Source organism: Pseudomonas sp. PA27(2017), assembly GCF_001945445.1.
In the GTDB taxonomy this organism is placed as follows: Bacteria; Pseudomonadota; Gammaproteobacteria; order Pseudomonadales; family Pseudomonadaceae; genus Aquipseudomonas.
The window spans coordinates 84,346-102,379 of the sequence record NZ_MSXW01000009.1; the positions used below are offsets into that span (position 1 = coordinate 84,346).

The window sequence follows — 18,034 nt, forward strand, 5'->3', positions numbered from 1 at the left end:
CCGATCCGTCATACCCAACCGCTCATTGCGGAGCCCCCATGGATAACACAACCCTCGACTCCCGCTCGCCAGCGGCAGGCGAAGCCGTCGCTACGCGGCGCAAGCGCCTGGCGCCCGGCTGGTTCCTGGTCAGCCCTTCGGTGGTTCTGCTGCTGATCTGGATGATCGTGCCCCTGGGCATGACCATCTACTTCTCGCTGATCCGCTACAACCTGCTGTACCCCGGCGAGAACGATTTCGTCGGCCTGGAAAACTTCGAATACTTCGTCACCGATGCCGCCTTCCTGTCCGGCGCCGGCAACACCCTGCTGCTGGTCGGCAGCGTGCTGTTGATCAGCGTGGTGTTCGGCGTGTTGATCTCCGCGCTGTTGGAAGCCAGCGAGTTCTTTGGTCGCGGCATCGTGCGGGTGCTGCTGATCTCGCCGTTCTTCATCATGCCGACGGTCAGCGCGCTGCTGTGGAAGAACCTGATCTTCCATCCGGTATCGGGGATTCTCGCCGCCGTATGGCAGTTCTTCGGCGCCCAGCCGGTGGACTGGCTGGCGCACCACCCGCTGTTCTCGATCATTCTCATCGTGTCGTGGCAGTGGTTGCCGTTCGCCATCCTCATCCTGATGACCGCCATGCAGTCGCTGGATCAGGAGCAGAAGGAGGCCGCGCGCCTCGACGGTGCCGGCCCGCTGGCCATCTTCTGGCACCTGACCCTGCCGCACCTGGCACGGCCGATCGCCGTGGTGGTGATGATCGAAACCATCTTCCTGCTCTCGGTGTTCGCCGAGATCTACACCACCACCAGCGGCGGCCCGGGTTACGAGTCGACCAACCTGGCCTACCTGATCTACACCCAGGCGCTGCTGCAGTTCGACGTGGGCATGGCCTCCGCCGGCGGGCTGATCGCCGTGGTCATCGCCAACATCGCCGCCATCGTGCTGATCCGCATGATCGGCAAGAACCTGACCGACCGGCAGTAGGAGCAGAGCATGCTGACTCTCAAGCAATCCCGTCGCCTGCAAAGCGTGCTGGTCGGCACGCTGGCCTGGGCCGTGGCCGCGCTGATCTTCTTCCCGATCTTCTGGATGGTGCTGACCAGCCTGAAGACCGAGCTGGACGCGTTCGCCACGCCGCCGCAGTTCATCTTCACCCCGACCCTGGAGAACTACCTGCACATCAACGAGCGCAGCGACTACTTCGCCTATGCCTGGAACTCGGTGCTGATCTCCTTCGCCGCGACCCTGCTATGCATGCTCATCGCGGTGCCGGCGGCCTACTCGATGGCGTTCTTCGAGACCAAACGCACCAAGGGCACGCTGCTGTGGATGCTGTCGACCAAGATGCTGCCGCCGGTGGGCGTGCTGGTGCCGATCTACCTGCTGGCCAAGCAGTTCGGCCTGCTCGATTCGCGTATCGCGTTGATCGTCATCTACACCCTGATAAACCTGCCGATCGTGGTGTGGATGGTGTACACCTATTTCAAGGACATTCCCGGCGAGATCCTCGAAGCGGCACGGCTCGATGGTGCCACCACCTGGCAGGAGATCGTTCGCGTGCTGCTGCCCATCGCCCGCGGCGGCCTGGCCTCGACCATGCTGCTGTCGCTGATCCTGTGCTGGAACGAGGCGTTCTGGTCGCTCAACCTGACCAGCTCCGCCGCCGCGCCGCTGACCGCGTTGGTGGCCTCCTACTCCAGCCCCGAAGGCCTGTTCTGGGCCAAGCTTTCCGCCGTTTCGACCCTCGCCTGCGCGCCCATCCTGATCTTCGGCTGGATCAGCCAGAAGCAGCTGGTGCGTGGTCTGTCGTTCGGCGCCGTCAAATAAGAGGTTTACGTCATGGCTGATTTGAAAATCCGCAACCTGAAAAAGGGCTTCGACGGCACGGCGATCATCAAGGGCATCGACCTGGATATCGAAAACCGTGAGTTCGTGGTGTTCGTCGGCCCGTCCGGCTGTGGCAAGTCCACGCTGCTGCGGCTGATCGCCGGGCTGGAGGAAGTCTCCAGCGGCACCATCACCCTCGATGGCACCGATATCACCGACACCGCGCCGGCCAAGCGCGACCTGGCGATGGTGTTCCAGACCTACGCCCTGTACCCGCACATGACGGTGCGCAAGAACCTGTCCTTCGCCCTCGATCTGGCCCGGGTCGGCAAGGGGGAGGTCGAGGAGAAGGTCGCCAATGCCGCGCGCATCCTGGAGCTGGGTGCGCTGCTCGAGCGCAAGCCCAAGCAACTCTCCGGCGGCCAGCGCCAGCGCGTGGCCATTGGCCGCGCCATCGTGCGCAACCCGAAGATCTTCCTGTTCGACGAGCCGCTGTCCAACCTCGATGCCGCCCTGCGCGTGCAGACCCGCCTGGAACTGGCGCGCCTGCACAAGGAGCTCAAGGCGACGATGATCTACGTGACCCACGACCAGGTCGAGGCCATGACCCTGGCCGACAAGGTGGTGGTGCTCAACGGTGGCCGCGTCGAGCAGGTCGGCTCGCCACTGGAGCTCTACAACCATCCGGTGAACCTCTTCGTCGCCGGCTTTCTCGGCACGCCGAAGATGGGTTTCCTGCGTGGCCAGGTGGAAGGCGTCGACGGCGGTCGCTGCCAGTTGCGCCTGACTTGCGGCGCAGCGCTGGACTTGCCGCTGGCCGCCACCGGCCTGCGCAACGGTGACCAGATCACCCTCGGCATCCGGCCCGAGCACCTCAACGTGGTGCCGGCCGGGCAGGGCCGCCTGCAGGCCACCGCCGACGTCAGCGAACGTCTGGGCAGCGACACCTTCTGCCACGTGCGCGTCGGCGAGGAAGACCTCACCGTACGGGTGCGCGGCGACTTCTCGCCGGCTTACGGCGAAGCCCTGGCGCTGGATTTCGACCCGGCCCACTGCCACGTCTTCAACGCCGATGGCCTGGCCATCGACAAACGCATCCAGGCCGGCCAGGCCGCCTGACGCGCAGGAATCGCCCCATGAAACTCAATCGCAAGAACCTCTGCGCACTGGCCCCCGAAATCGACGTGCCAGCCTACGACCCGACCGACGTGCGCCAGGGCATCGCCCATATCGGCGTCGGCGGCTTCCACCGCGCCCACCAGGCCATCTACACCGAAGCCCTGCTCAACCGCGGCGAAGCCCGCGAGTGGGGCATCTGCGGCGTCGGCCTGCGCCGCGAAGACCGCATCATGCAGCAGGCGCTGGCCGAGCAGGATCACCTCTACACCATGTTCGTGCTCGGCGATGAGCCGGGCCTGGAAGTGCGCGTGGTCGGTGCCATCAACGGCATGTTGCTGGCCGAGGATTCGCCCGCCGCGCTGATCGACAAGCTGGCCGACCCGGCGATTCGCATCGTCTCGCTGACCATCACCGAAGGCGGCTACTGCATCGACGACAGCAGCGGCGAATTCATGGCCCACCTGCCGGACATCCAGCACGACCTGGCGCACCCGGAGGCGCCGCGCAGCGTGTTCGGTTTCCTCTGCGCGGCACTGGCCAAACGCCGCGCCGCCGGCACCCCGGCGTTCACCCTGATGTCCTGCGATAACCTGCCGCACAACGGCGCGGTGACCCGCAAGGCGCTGCTGGCCTTCGCCCACCTGGCCGATCATGAACTGGCGGGCTGGATCGACAGCCATGTGAGCTTTCCCAATGCCATGGTCGACCGCATCACGCCGATGACCAGCGATGCTCACCGTGCCCAACTGGCCGAGCGCCATGGCATCGCTGACGCCTGGCCGGTGGTCTGCGAGCCGTTCCTGCAATGGGTGCTGGAAGACAAGTTCGTCAATGGCCGGCCGGCCTGGGACAAGGTCGGCGTGCAGTTCACCGACGACGTCACGCCCTACGAGGAAATGAAGATCAAGCTGCTCAACGGCAGCCACCTGGCGCTGACCTACCTGGGCTTTCTCAAGGGCTACCGCTACGTTCACGAAACCATGAACGACCCGTTGTTCCGCCGTTACGTGCGCACCTTCATGGACCTGGACGTGACCCCGCAGCTGGCGCCAGTACCGGGCATCGACCTGCACGACTACAAGGACACCCTGATCGAGCGCTTTTCCAACCAGGCCATCGCCGACCAGCTCGAGCGCGTCTGCTCGGACGGCTCGTCGAAGTTTCCCAAGTTCATCGTGCCGACTATCAACCGCCTGATCGAAGATGGCCGGCCGCTGGAGCGCGCGGCCCTGGTGGTCGCGGCCTGGGCGCTGTATCTCAAGGGCGTCGACGAGACCGGTACCACCTACCGCATCCCCGACCCGCGCGCCGAGTTCTGCCAGGCGCTGGTGGCCGACGACGACAGGGTGCGCGAGCGTGTGCTGGGCGTCGAGGTGATCTTCGGCACCGCCATCCCACAATCGGCGGCCTTCGTCACCGCCTTCGAACTGTGCTACGACAGCCTGCGCAAGCTGGGCGTGACGCGCACCCTGCAGACCTTGCTGGGTGACTGAGCCATGTACCTCGGCATCGATTGCGGCACCCAGGGCACCAAAGCGCTGATCCTTGATATCCACAGCGGCAAGGTGCTCGGCGAGGGCAGTGCGGCGCACCGGCTGATCAGCGGCGCCAATGGCCGCCGCGAGCAGGACCCGGCCGACTGGCTGCTGGCCTTCGAGCAGGCCACCGCCCAGGCCCTGCAGCAGGCCGGGGTGGCGGGCAGCGAGATTCTCGGTATCGGCGTGTCCGGCCAGCAGCACGGCCTGGTGCTGCTCGATGCCAGGGGAGAGGTGCTGCGCCCGGCCAAGCTGTGGTGCGACACCGAATCGACCGCCGAAAACGCCCACCTGCTGGATTTTCTCGGCGGTGACAGCGGCTCGCTGGAACGCCTGGGCGTGGCCATCGCACCGGGCTACACGGTGTCGAAACTGCTGTGGACCCGTGACCATCACCCCGAGGTATTCGGCCGTATCGCCCACATCCTGTTGCCCCACGACTACCTCAACTACTGGCTGACCGGGCGCGCCTGCGCCGAGTACGGCGATGCCTCCGGCAGCGGTTATTTCAACGTGCGTACGCGCACCTGGGACACCGAGCTGTTGGAGCTGATCGACCCCGAGGGCGCCCTGGTGCGGGCGCTGCCGGAGCTGATCGAGTCCGACCGGTGCGTCGGTTCGATTCGCCCGGAAATCGCCGAACGCCTGGGCCTCAACCCCTGGGCACTGGTCGCCAGCGGCGGTGGCGACAACATGATGGGCGCCATCGGCACCGGCAACATCGCCCCTGGCGTCATCACCATGAGCCTCGGCACCTCGGGCACGGTGTACGCCTACGCCGATCAGCCGCGCGTCAGCCCACACCCGCAGGTGGCGACTTTCTGCTCGTCGTCCGGCGGCTGGCTGCCGCTGATCTGCACCATGAACCTGACCAACGCCAGCGGCGCGATCCGCGACCTGCTGGGGCTGGATGTGGAGGCCTTCGGCACCTTGGTCGGCGAGGCGCCCATCGGCGCCGGGGGCGTGCTGATGCTGCCGTTCCTCAATGGCGAGCGGGTACCGGCGCTGCCCCTGGCCACTGCCAGCCTGCACGGCCTCACGAGCGACAACCTGACCCGCGCCAACCTCTGCCGCGCGGTGGTGGAAGGCACCACCTTCGGCCTGCGTTACGGCCTCGATCTGCTCAAGGCCAGCGGCATTCGCAGCGACAACATCCGCCTGATCGGTGGCGGCGCGAAAAGCGCGACCTGGCGGCAGATCGTCGCCGACATCATGGGCGCGCCGGTGACCTGCCCGCAGCACACCGAGGCGGCGGCGCTGGGTGCGGCGATCCAGGCGGCCTGGTGCGTGAGCCATCAGCACGGCGATGCGGCGAGCCTGCAAAGCCTTTGCGAACGCTGCGTGAGCCTCGATGACGCTCGCAGCGCCGAGCCCGACGAGCTGCGCAGCCGCGCCTACGAAGGCGTCTACCAGCGTTACCGCGAACAGGTTCGCGCGCTGCAATAATCCAATCCGGTGGCCTGTCGCCACCGGCCCCTTTCCTGCGCGAATGCGCCTGTTCCGTGACGCGGAGATCCCATGTACCTGGTATGCGGCGAAGCCCTGTTCGATTTCTTCTGCAACCCCGGCGAGCGCAGCAGCGAGCTGAATTTCAAGGCCCTGGCCGGCGGCTCGCCGTTCAACGTGGCGGTCGGCCTGCGCCGCCTCGGCGTCGAGTCGGCGCTATTCGGCGGCATCTCCAGCGACTACCTCGGACAGCGCCTGCGCCAGGTGCTGAGCGAAGAGGGCGTCAGTGATCGTTACCTGATCGCCAGCGACGCGCCGACCACGATGGCCATGGTCGCGCTGGATGCCAAGGGTTCGCCGCAGTACATGTTCCGTGGTGAAGGCTGCGCCGATCGCCAGGTGCTGGCCGGGCACCTGCCGCTACTCGACGAAACGGTCAGTGGCCTGCACGTGGGCTCCTATTCGCTGGTGGTGGCGCCGGTTGGCGACACCCTGCTGGCGCTGGTGGAGCGCGAGAGCGGGCGGCGGCTGATCAGCCTGGATCCCAACGTGCGTCTCAATCCGGCACCCGATATCGAACGCTGGCGGCAGCGAATTGAATCTTTTGCCGCCCACGCGCATCTGATCAAGGTCAGCGAGGAGGACCTGGAGCTGCTGTATCCCGGTGTCTCACCGTCGACGAGCATCGAGCGCTGGTTGGCCCAGCGCTGCCAGTTGGTGTTCCTGACCCGCGGCAGCGAGGGTGCAAGCGTGTTCAGCCGGCAGCATGGGCAGTGGTCGGTACCGGCACGGCAGGTGGTCACCCGTGACACCGTGGGCGCCGGGGACACCTTTCAGGCGGCGATCATCGCTTACCTGGTGCAGCATGGGCTGGATAGCCCGGCTGGCCTGGCCGCGGTGTCGCGCGAGGCGCTCGCGGCGATGCTCGACTTCGCCGTACAGGCGGCGGCGCTGACCTGTTCGCGGGTTGGCCCGCAACTGCCGTATCGGCATGAGCTGGCGCAGTAAAGGCCGTTGAGGGGCGCGAGGCGTAGTAGGCAATTTTCAACGCCGTACTTGCCAACGCACGCGTCCCACGGCATGCAATCGAATTCGCAGGGCCAGGAGGCTGGCCCGAACCAAGGAGTCTTCATGCCGTATCTTTCTTCATCGCTGGATGTCACCCAACTACCGAGCTGGCAAGCCCTGGTCGCCCACCGTGAGCGCCTTGCCAGCTTCAGCATGCGCCAGGCCTTCGCCGCCGACCCGAAGCGTTTCGAGACCTTCAGCCTGAGCGGTTGCGGGCTGTTCCTGGATTACTCGAAGAACCTGATCAATACCGAGACCCGCGAGCTGCTGGTCAATCTGGCCCGTGAAGTGGGGCTGGAGAAGGGCATCCGCGCGCTGTTCGACGGCGAGCTGCTGAACAACACCGAGAAACGCCCGGCCCTGCACACCGCGCTGCGCCGTCCACTGGGCGACAAGGTCGAGGTCGACGGCGTCGATATCGTTCCCGAAGTGCAGCGCGTGCTGCAGCAGATGACCGAGCTGGTCGGGCGTATCCACAACGGCCTGTGGCGCGGCTACACCGAGAAGCCGATTACCGACGTGGTGAACATCGGCATCGGCGGTTCCTTCCTCGGCCCGCAGCTGGTCTCCGAGGCGCTGCTGCCATTCGCCCAGCGCGGGGTGCGCTGCCATTACCTGGCCAACATCGACGGCAGCGAGTTCCACGAACTGGTCGCCAAACTGCGCGCCGAGACCACCCTGTTCATCGTCTCGTCGAAGTCCTTCGGCACCCTGGAAACTCTGAAGAACGCCCAGGCTGCCCGCGGCTGGTACCTGGCCCAGGGCGGTTCGGAGTCCGAGCTGTACCGCCACTTCATCGCCGTGTCGAGCAACCGCGAGGCGGCGGTGGGCTTCGGCATCCGCGAGGAAAACATTTTCCCGATGTGGGATTGGGTCGGCGGCCGTTACTCGCTGTGGTCGGCCATCGGTTTGCCGATCGCCCTGTCGATCGGCATGTCCAACTTCAAGGAGCTGCTGTCCGGCGCTTATCGCATGGACGAGCACTTCAAGACCGCGCCGTTCGAGGAGAACATGCCGGTGCTGCTGGCCCTGCTGGGCGTGTGGTACGGCAACTTCTGGAATGCCCAGAGCCACGCCATCCTGCCGTACGACCACTACCTGCGTAACATCACCAAGCACCTGCAGCAGCTGGACATGGAGTCCAACGGCAAGAGCGTGCGCGGCGACGGCCAGCCGGTCAGCGTGGCGACCGGCCCGGTGATCTGGGGTGGCGTGGGTTGCAACGGCCAGCACGCCTATCACCAGCTTCTGCATCAGGGCACCCAGTTGATCCCGGCGGATTTCATCGTGCCGGTGAGCAGCTACAACCCGGTGGCCGATCACCATCAGTGGCTATACGCCAACTGCCTGTCGCAGAGCCAGGCGCTGATGCTCGGCAAGTCCCGCGAGGAAGCGGAAGCCGAACTGCGCGCCAAGGGCATGGGCGAGGACGATGTGCAGCGCCTGGCGCCGCACAAGGTGATCCCCGGCAACCGGCCGAGCAACACCCTGGTGATGGAGCGCGTCAGCCCCCGTCGCCTCGGCGCGTTGATCGCCATGTACGAACACAAGGTGTTCGTACAGAGCGTCATCTGGGGCAACAACGCCTTCGACCAATGGGGCGTGGAGCTGGGCAAGGAGCTGGGCAAGGGCGTTTACTCGCGCATGGTCGGCAGCGATGAAGTTGCCGCCGAGGACGGCTCCACCCAGGGCCTGATCGACTTCTTCCGCGGCCGCCACCGCGGTTGATCCCGCAACGTTGCCCACATCCCGCACAGCTGGCTGGTGCGGGATGTGGCATGTTTTCCGACGATTCCTTCCTCACCTCACTCGCGGCCGATTTCTGATGAGAGGTGCCGCGCTGTAATACGAAAGACATCTGTCGGTTTTTAGATGGGACATTATCAGGCCCATGCTAGAGCGGTTGGCTGCGCCATGGCGCTGATCTGGCCCCGGTGGCATGTCGTTACAAATGCTCTGCCGATATTGATCGCGTTCCTTGCGATTAAGGTTGGTTTAAGCCTTCATGGGTAAGTTCGTCTGCGATGTGACTGAATAGTCACTAAGCAAACTGCCATCAGATGGCAAGTCAATATCACGACTGAAAACCAGGAGGCACCATGAGCGAGCGCATTCGTTCCATCCGATCCGCCACACCCACCGCAGCCGGCAAGCAGAGCGCAGATGAGGCCCTGCAAACCCTGCTTGATGGCTTCCAGCGTTTTCGTAGCGATGTCTTTCCCGAGCAGCGCGAGCTGTTCAGCAAGCTGGCCCGCCAGCAGAGCCCCCGGGCCATGTTCATCACCTGCGCCGATTCGCGTATCGTCCCCGAGCTGATCACCCAGAGCGACCCCGGCTCGCTGTTCGTGACCCGTAACGTCGGCAACGTGGTGCCGCCCTACGGCCAGATGAACGGTGGCGTTTCCACTGCCATCGAATACGCGGTAATGGGCTTGGGCGTGCAGCACATCATCATCTGCGGCCACTCCGATTGCGGCGCCATGAAGGCGGTGCTCAACCCGCAGAGCATCGAACGCATGCCGACCGTCAAGGCCTGGCTGCGCCATGCCGAGGTCGCCAAGACCGTCACCCAGCAGAGCTGCAACTGCGCCGAGCACCAGGAACTCGGTGTATTGACCGAAGAAAACGTGGTCGCCCAGCTCGATCACCTGCGCACCCATCCTTCTGTCGCCGCACGTCTGGCCGCCGGTCAGCTGTTCATCCATGGCTGGGTCTACGACATCGAGAACTGCACCATCAAGGCGTATGACGCCGAGCGTGGCGAGTTCCTGCCCCTCGATGGCGAAACCACCCCCAATGCCAGCCCGCGAGCCCGTTACCTGGCCTCGTAACGCTAATGACAGGACGTCACCCGGTGGCCATGAATCGACCCGCGGATTAACCGCCCACAATCGACAGCCGTTTTCGGGCTTGTTGCCTTGCCCCTGGCAACAAGCCTCTTGGGTTTTGACTGCCTTACACCTGCTGATGGTGAGCCGTGGCTCATCGTCATGACCTTTCGTGCGCTGGATCTGCAGGAGACCGCACCATGACCCTCGCCTCATTCAAATCCGCTCTGCCACGCGATGCCCTGGCATCCATCGTGGTTTTCCTCGTCGCCCTGCCGCTGTGCATGGGCATTGCTATCGCTTCCGGCATGCCGCCGGCCAAGGGCCTGATCACGGGCATCATCGGTGGCCTGGTGGTCGGCTGGCTGGCCGGCTCACCGTTGCAGGTCAGCGGCCCGGCGGCCGGTCTGGCCGTGCTGGTCTTCGAGCTGGTGCGCACCCACGGTATCGCCATGCTCGGGCCGATTCTGCTGCTCGCTGGCCTGCTGCAGCTGATCGCCGGGCGCCTGCGTCTGGGTTGCTGGTTTCGTGTCACTGCACCGGCCGTGGTGTACGGCATGCTCGCCGGGATCGGCATTCTCATCGTGCTTTCGCAGCTGCACGTGATGTTCGACGTGAAACCCCAGGCCTCTGGGCTGGACAATCTGCTGGCCTTCCCCGACACCCTGCGCCAGGCGATTCCCGGCCTCGGTGGCGGCAGTGCCATGGCGGCGGCGTTGCTGGGCTTCGGCACCATCACCTGCATGTTCCTGTGGGACAAGCTGCGCCCTCAGGGTTTGCGCTTTCTGCCGGGTGCGCTGATCGGTGTGACGCTGATGACCCTGATCAGCCTGTGGTTGGGGCTCGGCGTGGCACGCGTCGAGGTGCCGGCGACCCTGAGCGATGCCATCGACTGGGTGCAACCGGCCGATCTGCTCAACCTGGCCAACCCGCACATCATTCTCGCGGCTGTGGTCGTGGCCTTCATCGCCAGTGCGGAAACCCTGCTGTCGGCGGCAGCGGTGGATCGCATGCACAACGGGCCGCGCTCCAACCTGGACCGTGAGCTGTCCGCCCAGGGCATCGGCAACATGCTCTGCGGTGCGCTCGGTGCGCTGCCGATGACCGGCGTGATCGTGCGCAGTTCGGCGAACGTACAGGCCGGCGCCCGCACCCGCATGTCGACCATTTTCCATGGCGCCTGGCTGCTGGCCTTCGTCATGCTGCTGCCGTCGGTGCTGCAGAGCATCCCGATCGCCTGCCTGGGCGGCGTGCTGGTGTACACCGGCTTCAAGCTGGTCGACATCAAGGCGATTCGCGGCCTGGGCCGCTATGGCCGCGCACCGGTATTCATCTATGCCGCCACGGCCCTGGGCATCGTCGCCGTCGACCTGCTGACCGGCGTGCTGATCGGCTTCGCCCTGACCCTGGTCAAGCTGGCCGGCAAGGCTTCGCGCCTGAAGGTCAGCCTCAGCGAGATCGGCCCCGATGAGGCGGAGCTGCGCCTGACCGGCTCGGCGACCTTCCTCAAGGTGCCGCACCTGGCCAGCGTGCTGGAAGGCATCGCGCCGACCACCCGCCTGCGCGTGCCGCTCGACAAGCTCAGCTACGTCGACCATGCCTGCATGGAGCTGCTCGACGACTGGGGCCGCGCCGCCGAGCAGCAGGGTGGTGCGCTGCTGATCGAACGCCATGGCCTGACCCGTCGCCTCGAGGGCCGTGCGCTGAGCATGCGCCGCGCGGTGGCCTGAGCTCAGGTGCCCGGCCTGCGGTCAGCGTGACAGCTGGCCGCAGGCGTCGAAGGCCACTTGGCGCTGCGTATCTGGTACCTTTTCCCGTTGCGCATCGCCAGATGGCCGATTCTGTGCCGCCCAGGTACACCCCGCCACCGAGCCGGGGAATCGGATCATGCAGGGCGATACCCTTCACCCTGACCATCGTGGCCATCATGACTCGCAAGCACATCATCGTATTCGTCCTCATCGCTGCCGTGGCCCTGGTGCTCGGCCTGATCGCCAGCCAGGCGCTGCGCGGCAAGTCCAACGACGCCGCTGCACTGCTCGACGCCGGTATCGTCATGCTGCCCCAGCCGCGCCAGGTGCCTGCCCTGGATTTCCTCGACCAGGACGGCAAGAGCTTCTCCACCGGCCAGCTCAAGGATCAGTGGAGCCTGTTGTTCTTCGGCTACACCTTCTGCCCGGACATCTGCCCGGCGACCCTGGCGCAACTGCGCCAACTGCGCACGCAGATCCCGGAAGAGACCTGGAACAACCTGCGCATCGTGCTGGTGAGCGTCGACCCGGCCCGTGATACGCCGGAGCAATTGAAGAAGTACCTGGGTTACTTCAATGCCGGCTTCATGGGCCTGAACGGCGAGCCGGACACCATCCAGAAGCTCTCCAACGCAGTGAGCATTCCCTACATTCCGGCCGATACCAGCAAGGAAAACTACCTTGTCGACCACAGCGGCAACCTGGCCGTCATCGGCCCGGACGGCACCCAGCGCGGCTTCATCCGCGCGCCGATCAACATCGACAAGTTGGCGGCGCAACTGCCGGGGCTGGTCGGCAGCGAGTGAAAAATGGGACCCAGCGGGTACCATTTTCATGTGCACTGCTCGGCATCAGCCGGGCTGAAATTCTGGCCCTCTTTCTTGCGATCGATGCCTGGCGCTCTTTCACGAGCAACTCAGGCGACGGCAATGCCCGGCTAAAAATGATAATTGAAAACTATTCTCATCTGTCGGTAATATGCCGCCTCTTTCCGCTCAGGTCAGGTATGACGAGTGTCGGATCTGGATCTCAAAGGCCTCTTTCAGCAGCACGCCCGCGCTCTGCAAAGCTTTTTGCTGCGCAAGAGTCGTGACCCGCACCTGGCTGCCGATCTGGTCCAGGAGAGTTTCCTGCGTCTGAGCGAACAGGCGCGTCACGACCATATCGACAATACGCCAGCCTATCTCTACCGCACCGCGCGCAATTTGCTGATCGACCACCTCCGCCAGCAGGAGCGGCGCAAGACCGACCTGGTCGGCGACGATGTGCTCAATGCTGTCGAGGATGAAGTCGATAGCCTGGAAGACACCACCGAGAGGCAGCAACGTATGGAGCTGTTGCAGCGTGCGGTGGCCGAGCTGCCACCGCGAACCCGCGAAATCTTTCACCTCAACCGCATAGAGGGGCTGACCCACGCAGAGGTCGCCAGGCGCCTGGAAATCAGCGACAGCTCGGTGCAAAAGCATCTGTCCAGAGCGTTGTCTCACGTCATGGAGCGCCTCGGCGCAGGCTCGTGATGGCAAAAATACCGTCATGGTCGGAAACTTTTACGGTAAAACAGCCGCCTGAGCGTCTTCAGTCTTACAAGAGAAAGCCGAGAGCACACGTGAATAGCCCAGACCTGCAGGATCGCGGGATTCGCCAGGCTGCTGCCGAGTGGGCGGTGCGCATGAGCGACTCGCCACTCGACGAGCACGAGCAGCAGGCGCTACAGGCGTGGCTCGCCCTCGATCCGCGCCACGGTGCTGCCCTGCAGTTCGCCAGGCGTACCTGGGGCGATCTGGCCAGCCTGCAAGAGCCGGTTGCCGAGGCGCCGCGTCGCTCGCCGGCCCGACCGATCGCTACGCCCAGGCGCCGCACCCGCCGTGTGCTGCGCTGGTTGAGCAGCGCCTCGCTGGCTGGGGTCGTCACCCTGATCGGCTGGAACCAGGCGCCTGCGGTGTACCTGCCGTTGGTCGCCGATCACCGCACCGCTACCGGTGAGGTGCGCACCGTCGAATTGCCTGACGGCAGCCTGGCGACACTCGATGCACGCAGCGCCATACGCCTGGACTATACGCCTCAGGCCCGGCGTATCGAGTTGCTCGCCGGCTCGGCGGTATTCCAGACGGCGCCCGTTGGGCCACAGGAAACGCGACCCTTCATCGTCGACAGTAACGGGGGCAAGGCCCAGGCGCTGGGCACACGCTTTCTGGTCAGTCGCGAGGATGGCGGGCAGATGCTCGTCGGCGTCATGCAGCACCGGGTCGCAGTCAGCAAACACGGCCAGAGCCTGGTTCTCGAGCAGGGGCAGAGTGCGCGGGTCGAGGCTGACGGGCGCCTCGAACGCCTGAGTCTGGAGCTATCGCGGGCCAGCAGTTGGCAGCGCGGCCTGCTGATTTTCGATCAGGTGCCGTTGCAGCAGGTGGTGACTCAGCTCAACCGGTACCGGGACGGGCACATCTTCGTCGCTGGCGACGGGCTGGCGCAGCGCCGGGTCAGTGGCGTGTTTCGCCTCGATTCGCTGGGCGGCGCAGTCGCTACTCTCACTGGCGAGCTGAAGGCCCGCCATGCCGATCTGCCCGGCCTGAGCCTGATCTACTGAACAGGCGCCTTGGCACTTGGCTCTGATCGAATAATTTTCAAAAACGCTTACTGAGTTTGCCCGGCTGCATCGTCTTGCTTGTTGATAGTGATTTTCATTACACATCAACACAAGAAAAGAGCAGGGTCGATGGGCATCAAGGGAACGTGTCATTCAAGCCGCACAGCGCCCGGCATACAGCGCTGGCGAGGGTTGGCTGGTAGCCTGCTGGTCAGCATGGTGCTGGCGTCTGGCGGCAGCGTCTGGGCTCAACAGCCTGCGGCTGCCGAGATCAATGTGGGCAGCGGTTCAGCAGCCAAGCAGGTCGACTTCGACATTCCGGCGCAGCCACTGCGCAGTGCCGTGATCGTCTTCGCCGAGCAGGCGGGGATCCAGGTGTTCTTCGACAGCGGTAAGTTGGCTGGCCTGCAAAGCCACGAGCTGAAAGGGCCTTACGCGCCAGAGCAGGGCTTGCGCGTACTGCTTGGCGGGTCGCCGGTAAGCTACAGCTTCACCGGTGAACGGCGAGTCAGTCTGGAGCGCCTGGCCGAAGTCGCCGGCACCCTGCAGATCGACACGACCCTGATCGAGTCGACCCACGACGTCAGCAACGAGTGGATCTACCAGACGCCCCGCTCGGTGAGCGTGATCACCCGCGAGCAGCTCGACCGCAATCCGCCACGGCATGCCGCCGACATGCTGGTCGAAACGCCAGGCGTGTACAGCGCGGTGAGCGCTCAGGACCCCGGCCTGTCGGTGAACATCCGCGGCATGCAGGACTTCGGCCGGGTCAACACGATGATCGATGGCATGCGCCAGAACTTCAACGAGAACGGCCACCAGCAGCGCAATGGCCAGCTCTACGTGGATTCCGAGCTGATCAGCAGCGTGGTGATCGAGAAGGGCCCGCGCTCCGACGTCACCGGTGCCGCGTCGATTGCCGGCAGCGCCAATTTCGGCACCCTGAATGTCGACGACATCATTCTGCCGGGCCAGGACCAGGGCGCGCGCCTGCGCGGCATGACCGGCCTGGGCGGCCACGGCAATGGCGTCAATTTCATCGGCAGTGCAGCGGTGGCCGGGCGTTTCGGTGATCGCTGGGAACTGCTCGCTGCCCGTAGCCGACGCAGCTTTGGCGATTACGCACCGGGTTCGCGCCGCGAGAACTTCGATTTCCTGCTCGGTGGCGTTCAGGATTCCGACCGCCCGATCACGCAGGTCGTCGATCGCATCAAGTTCTCCGGTCAGGAGCAGGATTCGGAGCTGTTCAAGGCGCGCTTTGCCCTCAACCCTGAGCAGGCGCTGCAGTTCACCTACCTCAATACCGACCTCAGCTATGCCAACGTGTCCGATCGCCGGGTGATCAACCCGGTCGACGGCGCCGCACGGGACGGTGAGGAGGCTTGGCAGAAATACGGCGATGCCAGTGCCCGCTCGCAATCGTTCGGGCTGGACTACAGCTTCAATCCCGACTCGCCGTTGATTGATCTCAAGACCAAGCTCTACTACGTCACCACCCGAAACCAGCGCGACACCGCTGCTGGCCGACCGATCGTCACTGACGGCGTGGACATGACCGAGACCGCCTGGCGACTGGGTTACTGCGACCAGAGCCCGGTGCCCGGTTCCTGGACCAGTGCCTGCGAGGCGGGGCTGGGTAACGATGCGCGTACCAAGATCGACACCATCGGCTTCACCCTGGACAACACCGCCCGCTTCGCCTTGGCTGGCGTCGAGGGTTTCCGCTTCAACCATGGCCTGGAGTACTTCCAGGACCGAGGCGCCTCGGACACCGTCTACAACCGCCAGGGCCGTGAAGTGGGTAGCGACACCAATACCCTCAACCCCAACGGCAAGCGCAGCATCACCAGCGCCTTTGGCAGCCTCACCTTCGAAACCGAGCAGGTCACGCTGGCGGGTGGGCTGCGTTATGACTATTACAGGCTCAAGGGCAAGACTCGCGTGCCCGTTACGGACTGGAGCTACGAAGACCGTGCCCAGGTTTACAACCGTTTGCTCACGCAATCCATCGCTAGCAGCGAGCTACGCTGCACCAGCTACGTGGCGCCTGTAATCCGCGGCCAGAGCGAAGAGGCACGCCTGGCCCGTCAGGCACGTACCAGAGCGAGTGCCTGCGCCACCATCCCGGGGCTGCAGGCCAGACTGGCCAATCCCACCTCCGATCCCAGCTACTACGCGAGACTCTATGATGGTACCTGGTCGTCCAACAGCGGTATGCGCGAGTACAAGGTCGACGAAAGCCTGGACAAGTTCCTGCCTACCCTCGCCGCCGCCTACCGCCCTACGGACTGGCTGGAAGTCTTCGCCAGCTGGGGCAAGTCCTGGCGGCCGCCGGCGCTGACCGAGTCGCTGATGGAGGGCTCCCATCCCGGCGATCCCTTCGCCACCATGTACCCCAACCCCTATGCGGAGCCTGAGACCTCACGCAGTTGGGATGTGGGTTTCAATATCAGCAAGCTGGACCTGGTCACGCTGGGCGACCAGTTCAACGCCAAGGTCACGTACTACGACACGCGCGTCGACAATTACCTGATCACCTCGATGAACAATACCCTGCCAGGCAGGACCGGCGGCTTGGGCAACACCATGTTCGTCAATAACCAGGCCCGGATGCAGTTTCGCGGGGTCGAGCTGGAACTGGACTACGACGCCCGGCGTTGGTACAGCGGCGTCAATTACACCCATGTCATCGGTGGCCACAACGATATCTGCCAGAAGACCTACCCGCTTGGCAGCGACAACATTCGCGAAGACATGCCCCGGGAAGACGGCAGCTATTCGGATCTTCGCAACCAGGCCCTGGCCGCCGGATATCCCTCCTATCAGGCCTATCTGGACGCCCAAACCTACTGCGGGGGAGACGTGTTCGGCATGAACAGCGCCCGCAACTCGCCGATGGATCGCGGCAGCTGGGTGTTCGGCACCCGCTGGCTGAACGAAAGCCTGGAACTGGGTACTCGCCTCAACTACAGCGCCGCCGGCCGACCCAAGGGCTGGAGCACCGACCTGTGGCCGAGCTACACCACCTGGGACCTGTTCGCCAGCTATCGCATCAACCGCAACCTGCTGCTGCGTGCCACCGTGGAGAACATCCGCGACCGCAGCTACGTCATGGGCTACTCGGACATCTTCGTCAAATCCTATGGGCCCGGCCGTACCGTGATGGGCGGCTTCGAACTGCAGTTCTGAGTAGGGTCGTCGCCCGTGATGGCCCGCCCTGTTCGATGCACACCGGTGACGGTGTGCGAATCGGTACCGCGAGGTGCCAATCAACCGGCGAACGATCGCCAAGCAAGGAGAAACAAAGATGGCAATTTCCTATAGCTACGATGCCGACCACTTCCCGACCAGCTTCACTTCGGGAGGCACGCTTGCAGAATTGTTGGGCGCTTACGAAACCAATGGCGTTGCCGGTCAGCACCCGGCCAACACCGGCGGCTTCTACACCAATGGCGTCGCGTCTGGCTTGTCCGGTGATACCTACGCGATGTCGCTCAACAACGGCTCGTTCTCGTTTTCGGCAGTCGGCAACCTGTCCTACAACTTCAGCAGCCACTCGCTGTACGGCACCCTGCAGCAGGTGACCCTGGGTGGCGGCCTGAATGCCAACGGCACCGTTTCCAGCCCGCTGATCACCTTCGACTTCGGCAACACACCGCTGACCGCAACCGCGGCGGAAGGCCGTGACAATGCCGTGCACGACGTGATCTGGGGGCTGATGAACGGTTCGGTCGAAGGCGCCTCCGACAGTGCCGGCACCCCGAACGATGGCGGCCTGCTGGCCGTGCTGGAAGCAGCCGGGCTGACCGACGACATCATCACCGCAGCGGGTTCTTCGCTCAGCGAGTCCGAGCTGCTGCTGGCGGCTTGATCATCCGGCAATGAAAAA

At 64.6% G+C, this 18,034-nt stretch carries 14 protein-coding genes; all 14 read left to right on the forward strand.

Annotated elements, in window-relative coordinates:
- Positions 1-38 precede the first annotated feature (38 nt).
- The 14 genes from BVH06_RS04145 (at position 39) to BVH06_RS04210 (ending at position 18,016) form a co-directional block, all read left to right on the forward strand.
- Positions 39-971, forward strand: coding sequence for a carbohydrate ABC transporter permease (locus tag BVH06_RS04145; protein WP_013793411.1), 933 nt, complete (start codon positions 39-41; stop codon positions 969-971).
- A 9-nt stretch (positions 972-980) separates the two neighbouring features.
- Positions 981-1,814 carry a carbohydrate ABC transporter permease gene (locus BVH06_RS04150; RefSeq protein ID WP_075933301.1) on the forward strand — a complete coding sequence of 278 codons (834 nt, stop codon included), beginning with the start codon at positions 981-983 and terminating at the stop codon, positions 1,812-1,814.
- A 12-nt stretch (positions 1,815-1,826) separates the two neighbouring features.
- Positions 1,827-2,933, forward strand: a complete 1,107-nt coding sequence (locus BVH06_RS04155; RefSeq protein WP_075933302.1) for an ABC transporter ATP-binding protein — start codon at positions 1,827-1,829, stop codon at positions 2,931-2,933.
- Between the two features lie 17 nt (positions 2,934-2,950).
- Positions 2,951-4,426: a mannitol dehydrogenase family protein gene (locus BVH06_RS04160; protein WP_075933303.1), complete on the forward strand. Its 1,476-nt coding sequence runs from the start codon at positions 2,951-2,953 to the stop codon at positions 4,424-4,426.
- A 3-nt stretch (positions 4,427-4,429) separates the two neighbouring features.
- Entirely contained in the window at positions 4,430-5,914 is a 1,485-nt protein-coding gene (gene xylB / locus BVH06_RS04165) for a xylulokinase (protein ID WP_075933304.1), read from the forward strand.
- Positions 5,915-5,986: 72 nt separating this feature from the next.
- Positions 5,987-6,922 carry a carbohydrate kinase gene (locus BVH06_RS04170; RefSeq protein WP_075928857.1) on the forward strand — a complete coding sequence of 312 codons (936 nt, stop codon included), beginning with the start codon at positions 5,987-5,989 and terminating at the stop codon, positions 6,920-6,922.
- Between the two features lie 123 nt (positions 6,923-7,045).
- Positions 7,046-8,710, forward strand: a complete 1,665-nt coding sequence (pgi, locus tag BVH06_RS04175; protein WP_075928856.1) for a glucose-6-phosphate isomerase — start codon at positions 7,046-7,048, stop codon at positions 8,708-8,710.
- A 371-nt stretch (positions 8,711-9,081) separates the two neighbouring features.
- Positions 9,082-9,813 (forward strand): carbonic anhydrase, encoded by a 732-nt coding sequence (locus BVH06_RS04180; RefSeq protein WP_075928855.1) that lies wholly within the window; start codon positions 9,082-9,084, stop codon positions 9,811-9,813.
- A 197-nt stretch (positions 9,814-10,010) separates the two neighbouring features.
- Entirely contained in the window at positions 10,011-11,540 is a 1,530-nt protein-coding gene (locus BVH06_RS04185; RefSeq protein WP_075928854.1) for a SulP family inorganic anion transporter, read from the forward strand.
- A gap of 197 nt (positions 11,541-11,737) precedes the next feature.
- The gene (locus tag BVH06_RS04190; RefSeq protein WP_075933305.1) at positions 11,738-12,367 is read left to right on the forward strand and encodes an SCO family protein; all 630 of its coding nucleotides are present in this window, start codon (positions 11,738-11,740) and stop codon (positions 12,365-12,367) included.
- A 207-nt stretch (positions 12,368-12,574) separates the two neighbouring features.
- Positions 12,575-13,078, forward strand: coding sequence for an RNA polymerase sigma factor (locus tag BVH06_RS04195; protein WP_075933306.1), 504 nt, complete (start codon positions 12,575-12,577; stop codon positions 13,076-13,078).
- An 89-nt stretch (positions 13,079-13,167) separates the two neighbouring features.
- Positions 13,168-14,145 carry a FecR family protein gene (locus BVH06_RS04200; protein ID WP_075933307.1) on the forward strand — a complete coding sequence of 326 codons (978 nt, stop codon included), beginning with the start codon at positions 13,168-13,170 and terminating at the stop codon, positions 14,143-14,145.
- Between the two features lie 192 nt (positions 14,146-14,337).
- Positions 14,338-17,334: a TonB-dependent receptor gene (locus BVH06_RS04205; protein ID WP_168172882.1), complete on the forward strand. Its 2,997-nt coding sequence runs from the start codon at positions 14,338-14,340 to the stop codon at positions 17,332-17,334.
- 118 nt (positions 17,335-17,452) lie between these two features.
- Positions 17,453-18,016 (forward strand): heme acquisition protein HasA, encoded by a 564-nt coding sequence (locus BVH06_RS04210; protein ID WP_075928850.1) that lies wholly within the window; start codon positions 17,453-17,455, stop codon positions 18,014-18,016.
- Positions 18,017-18,034 lie beyond the last annotated feature (18 nt).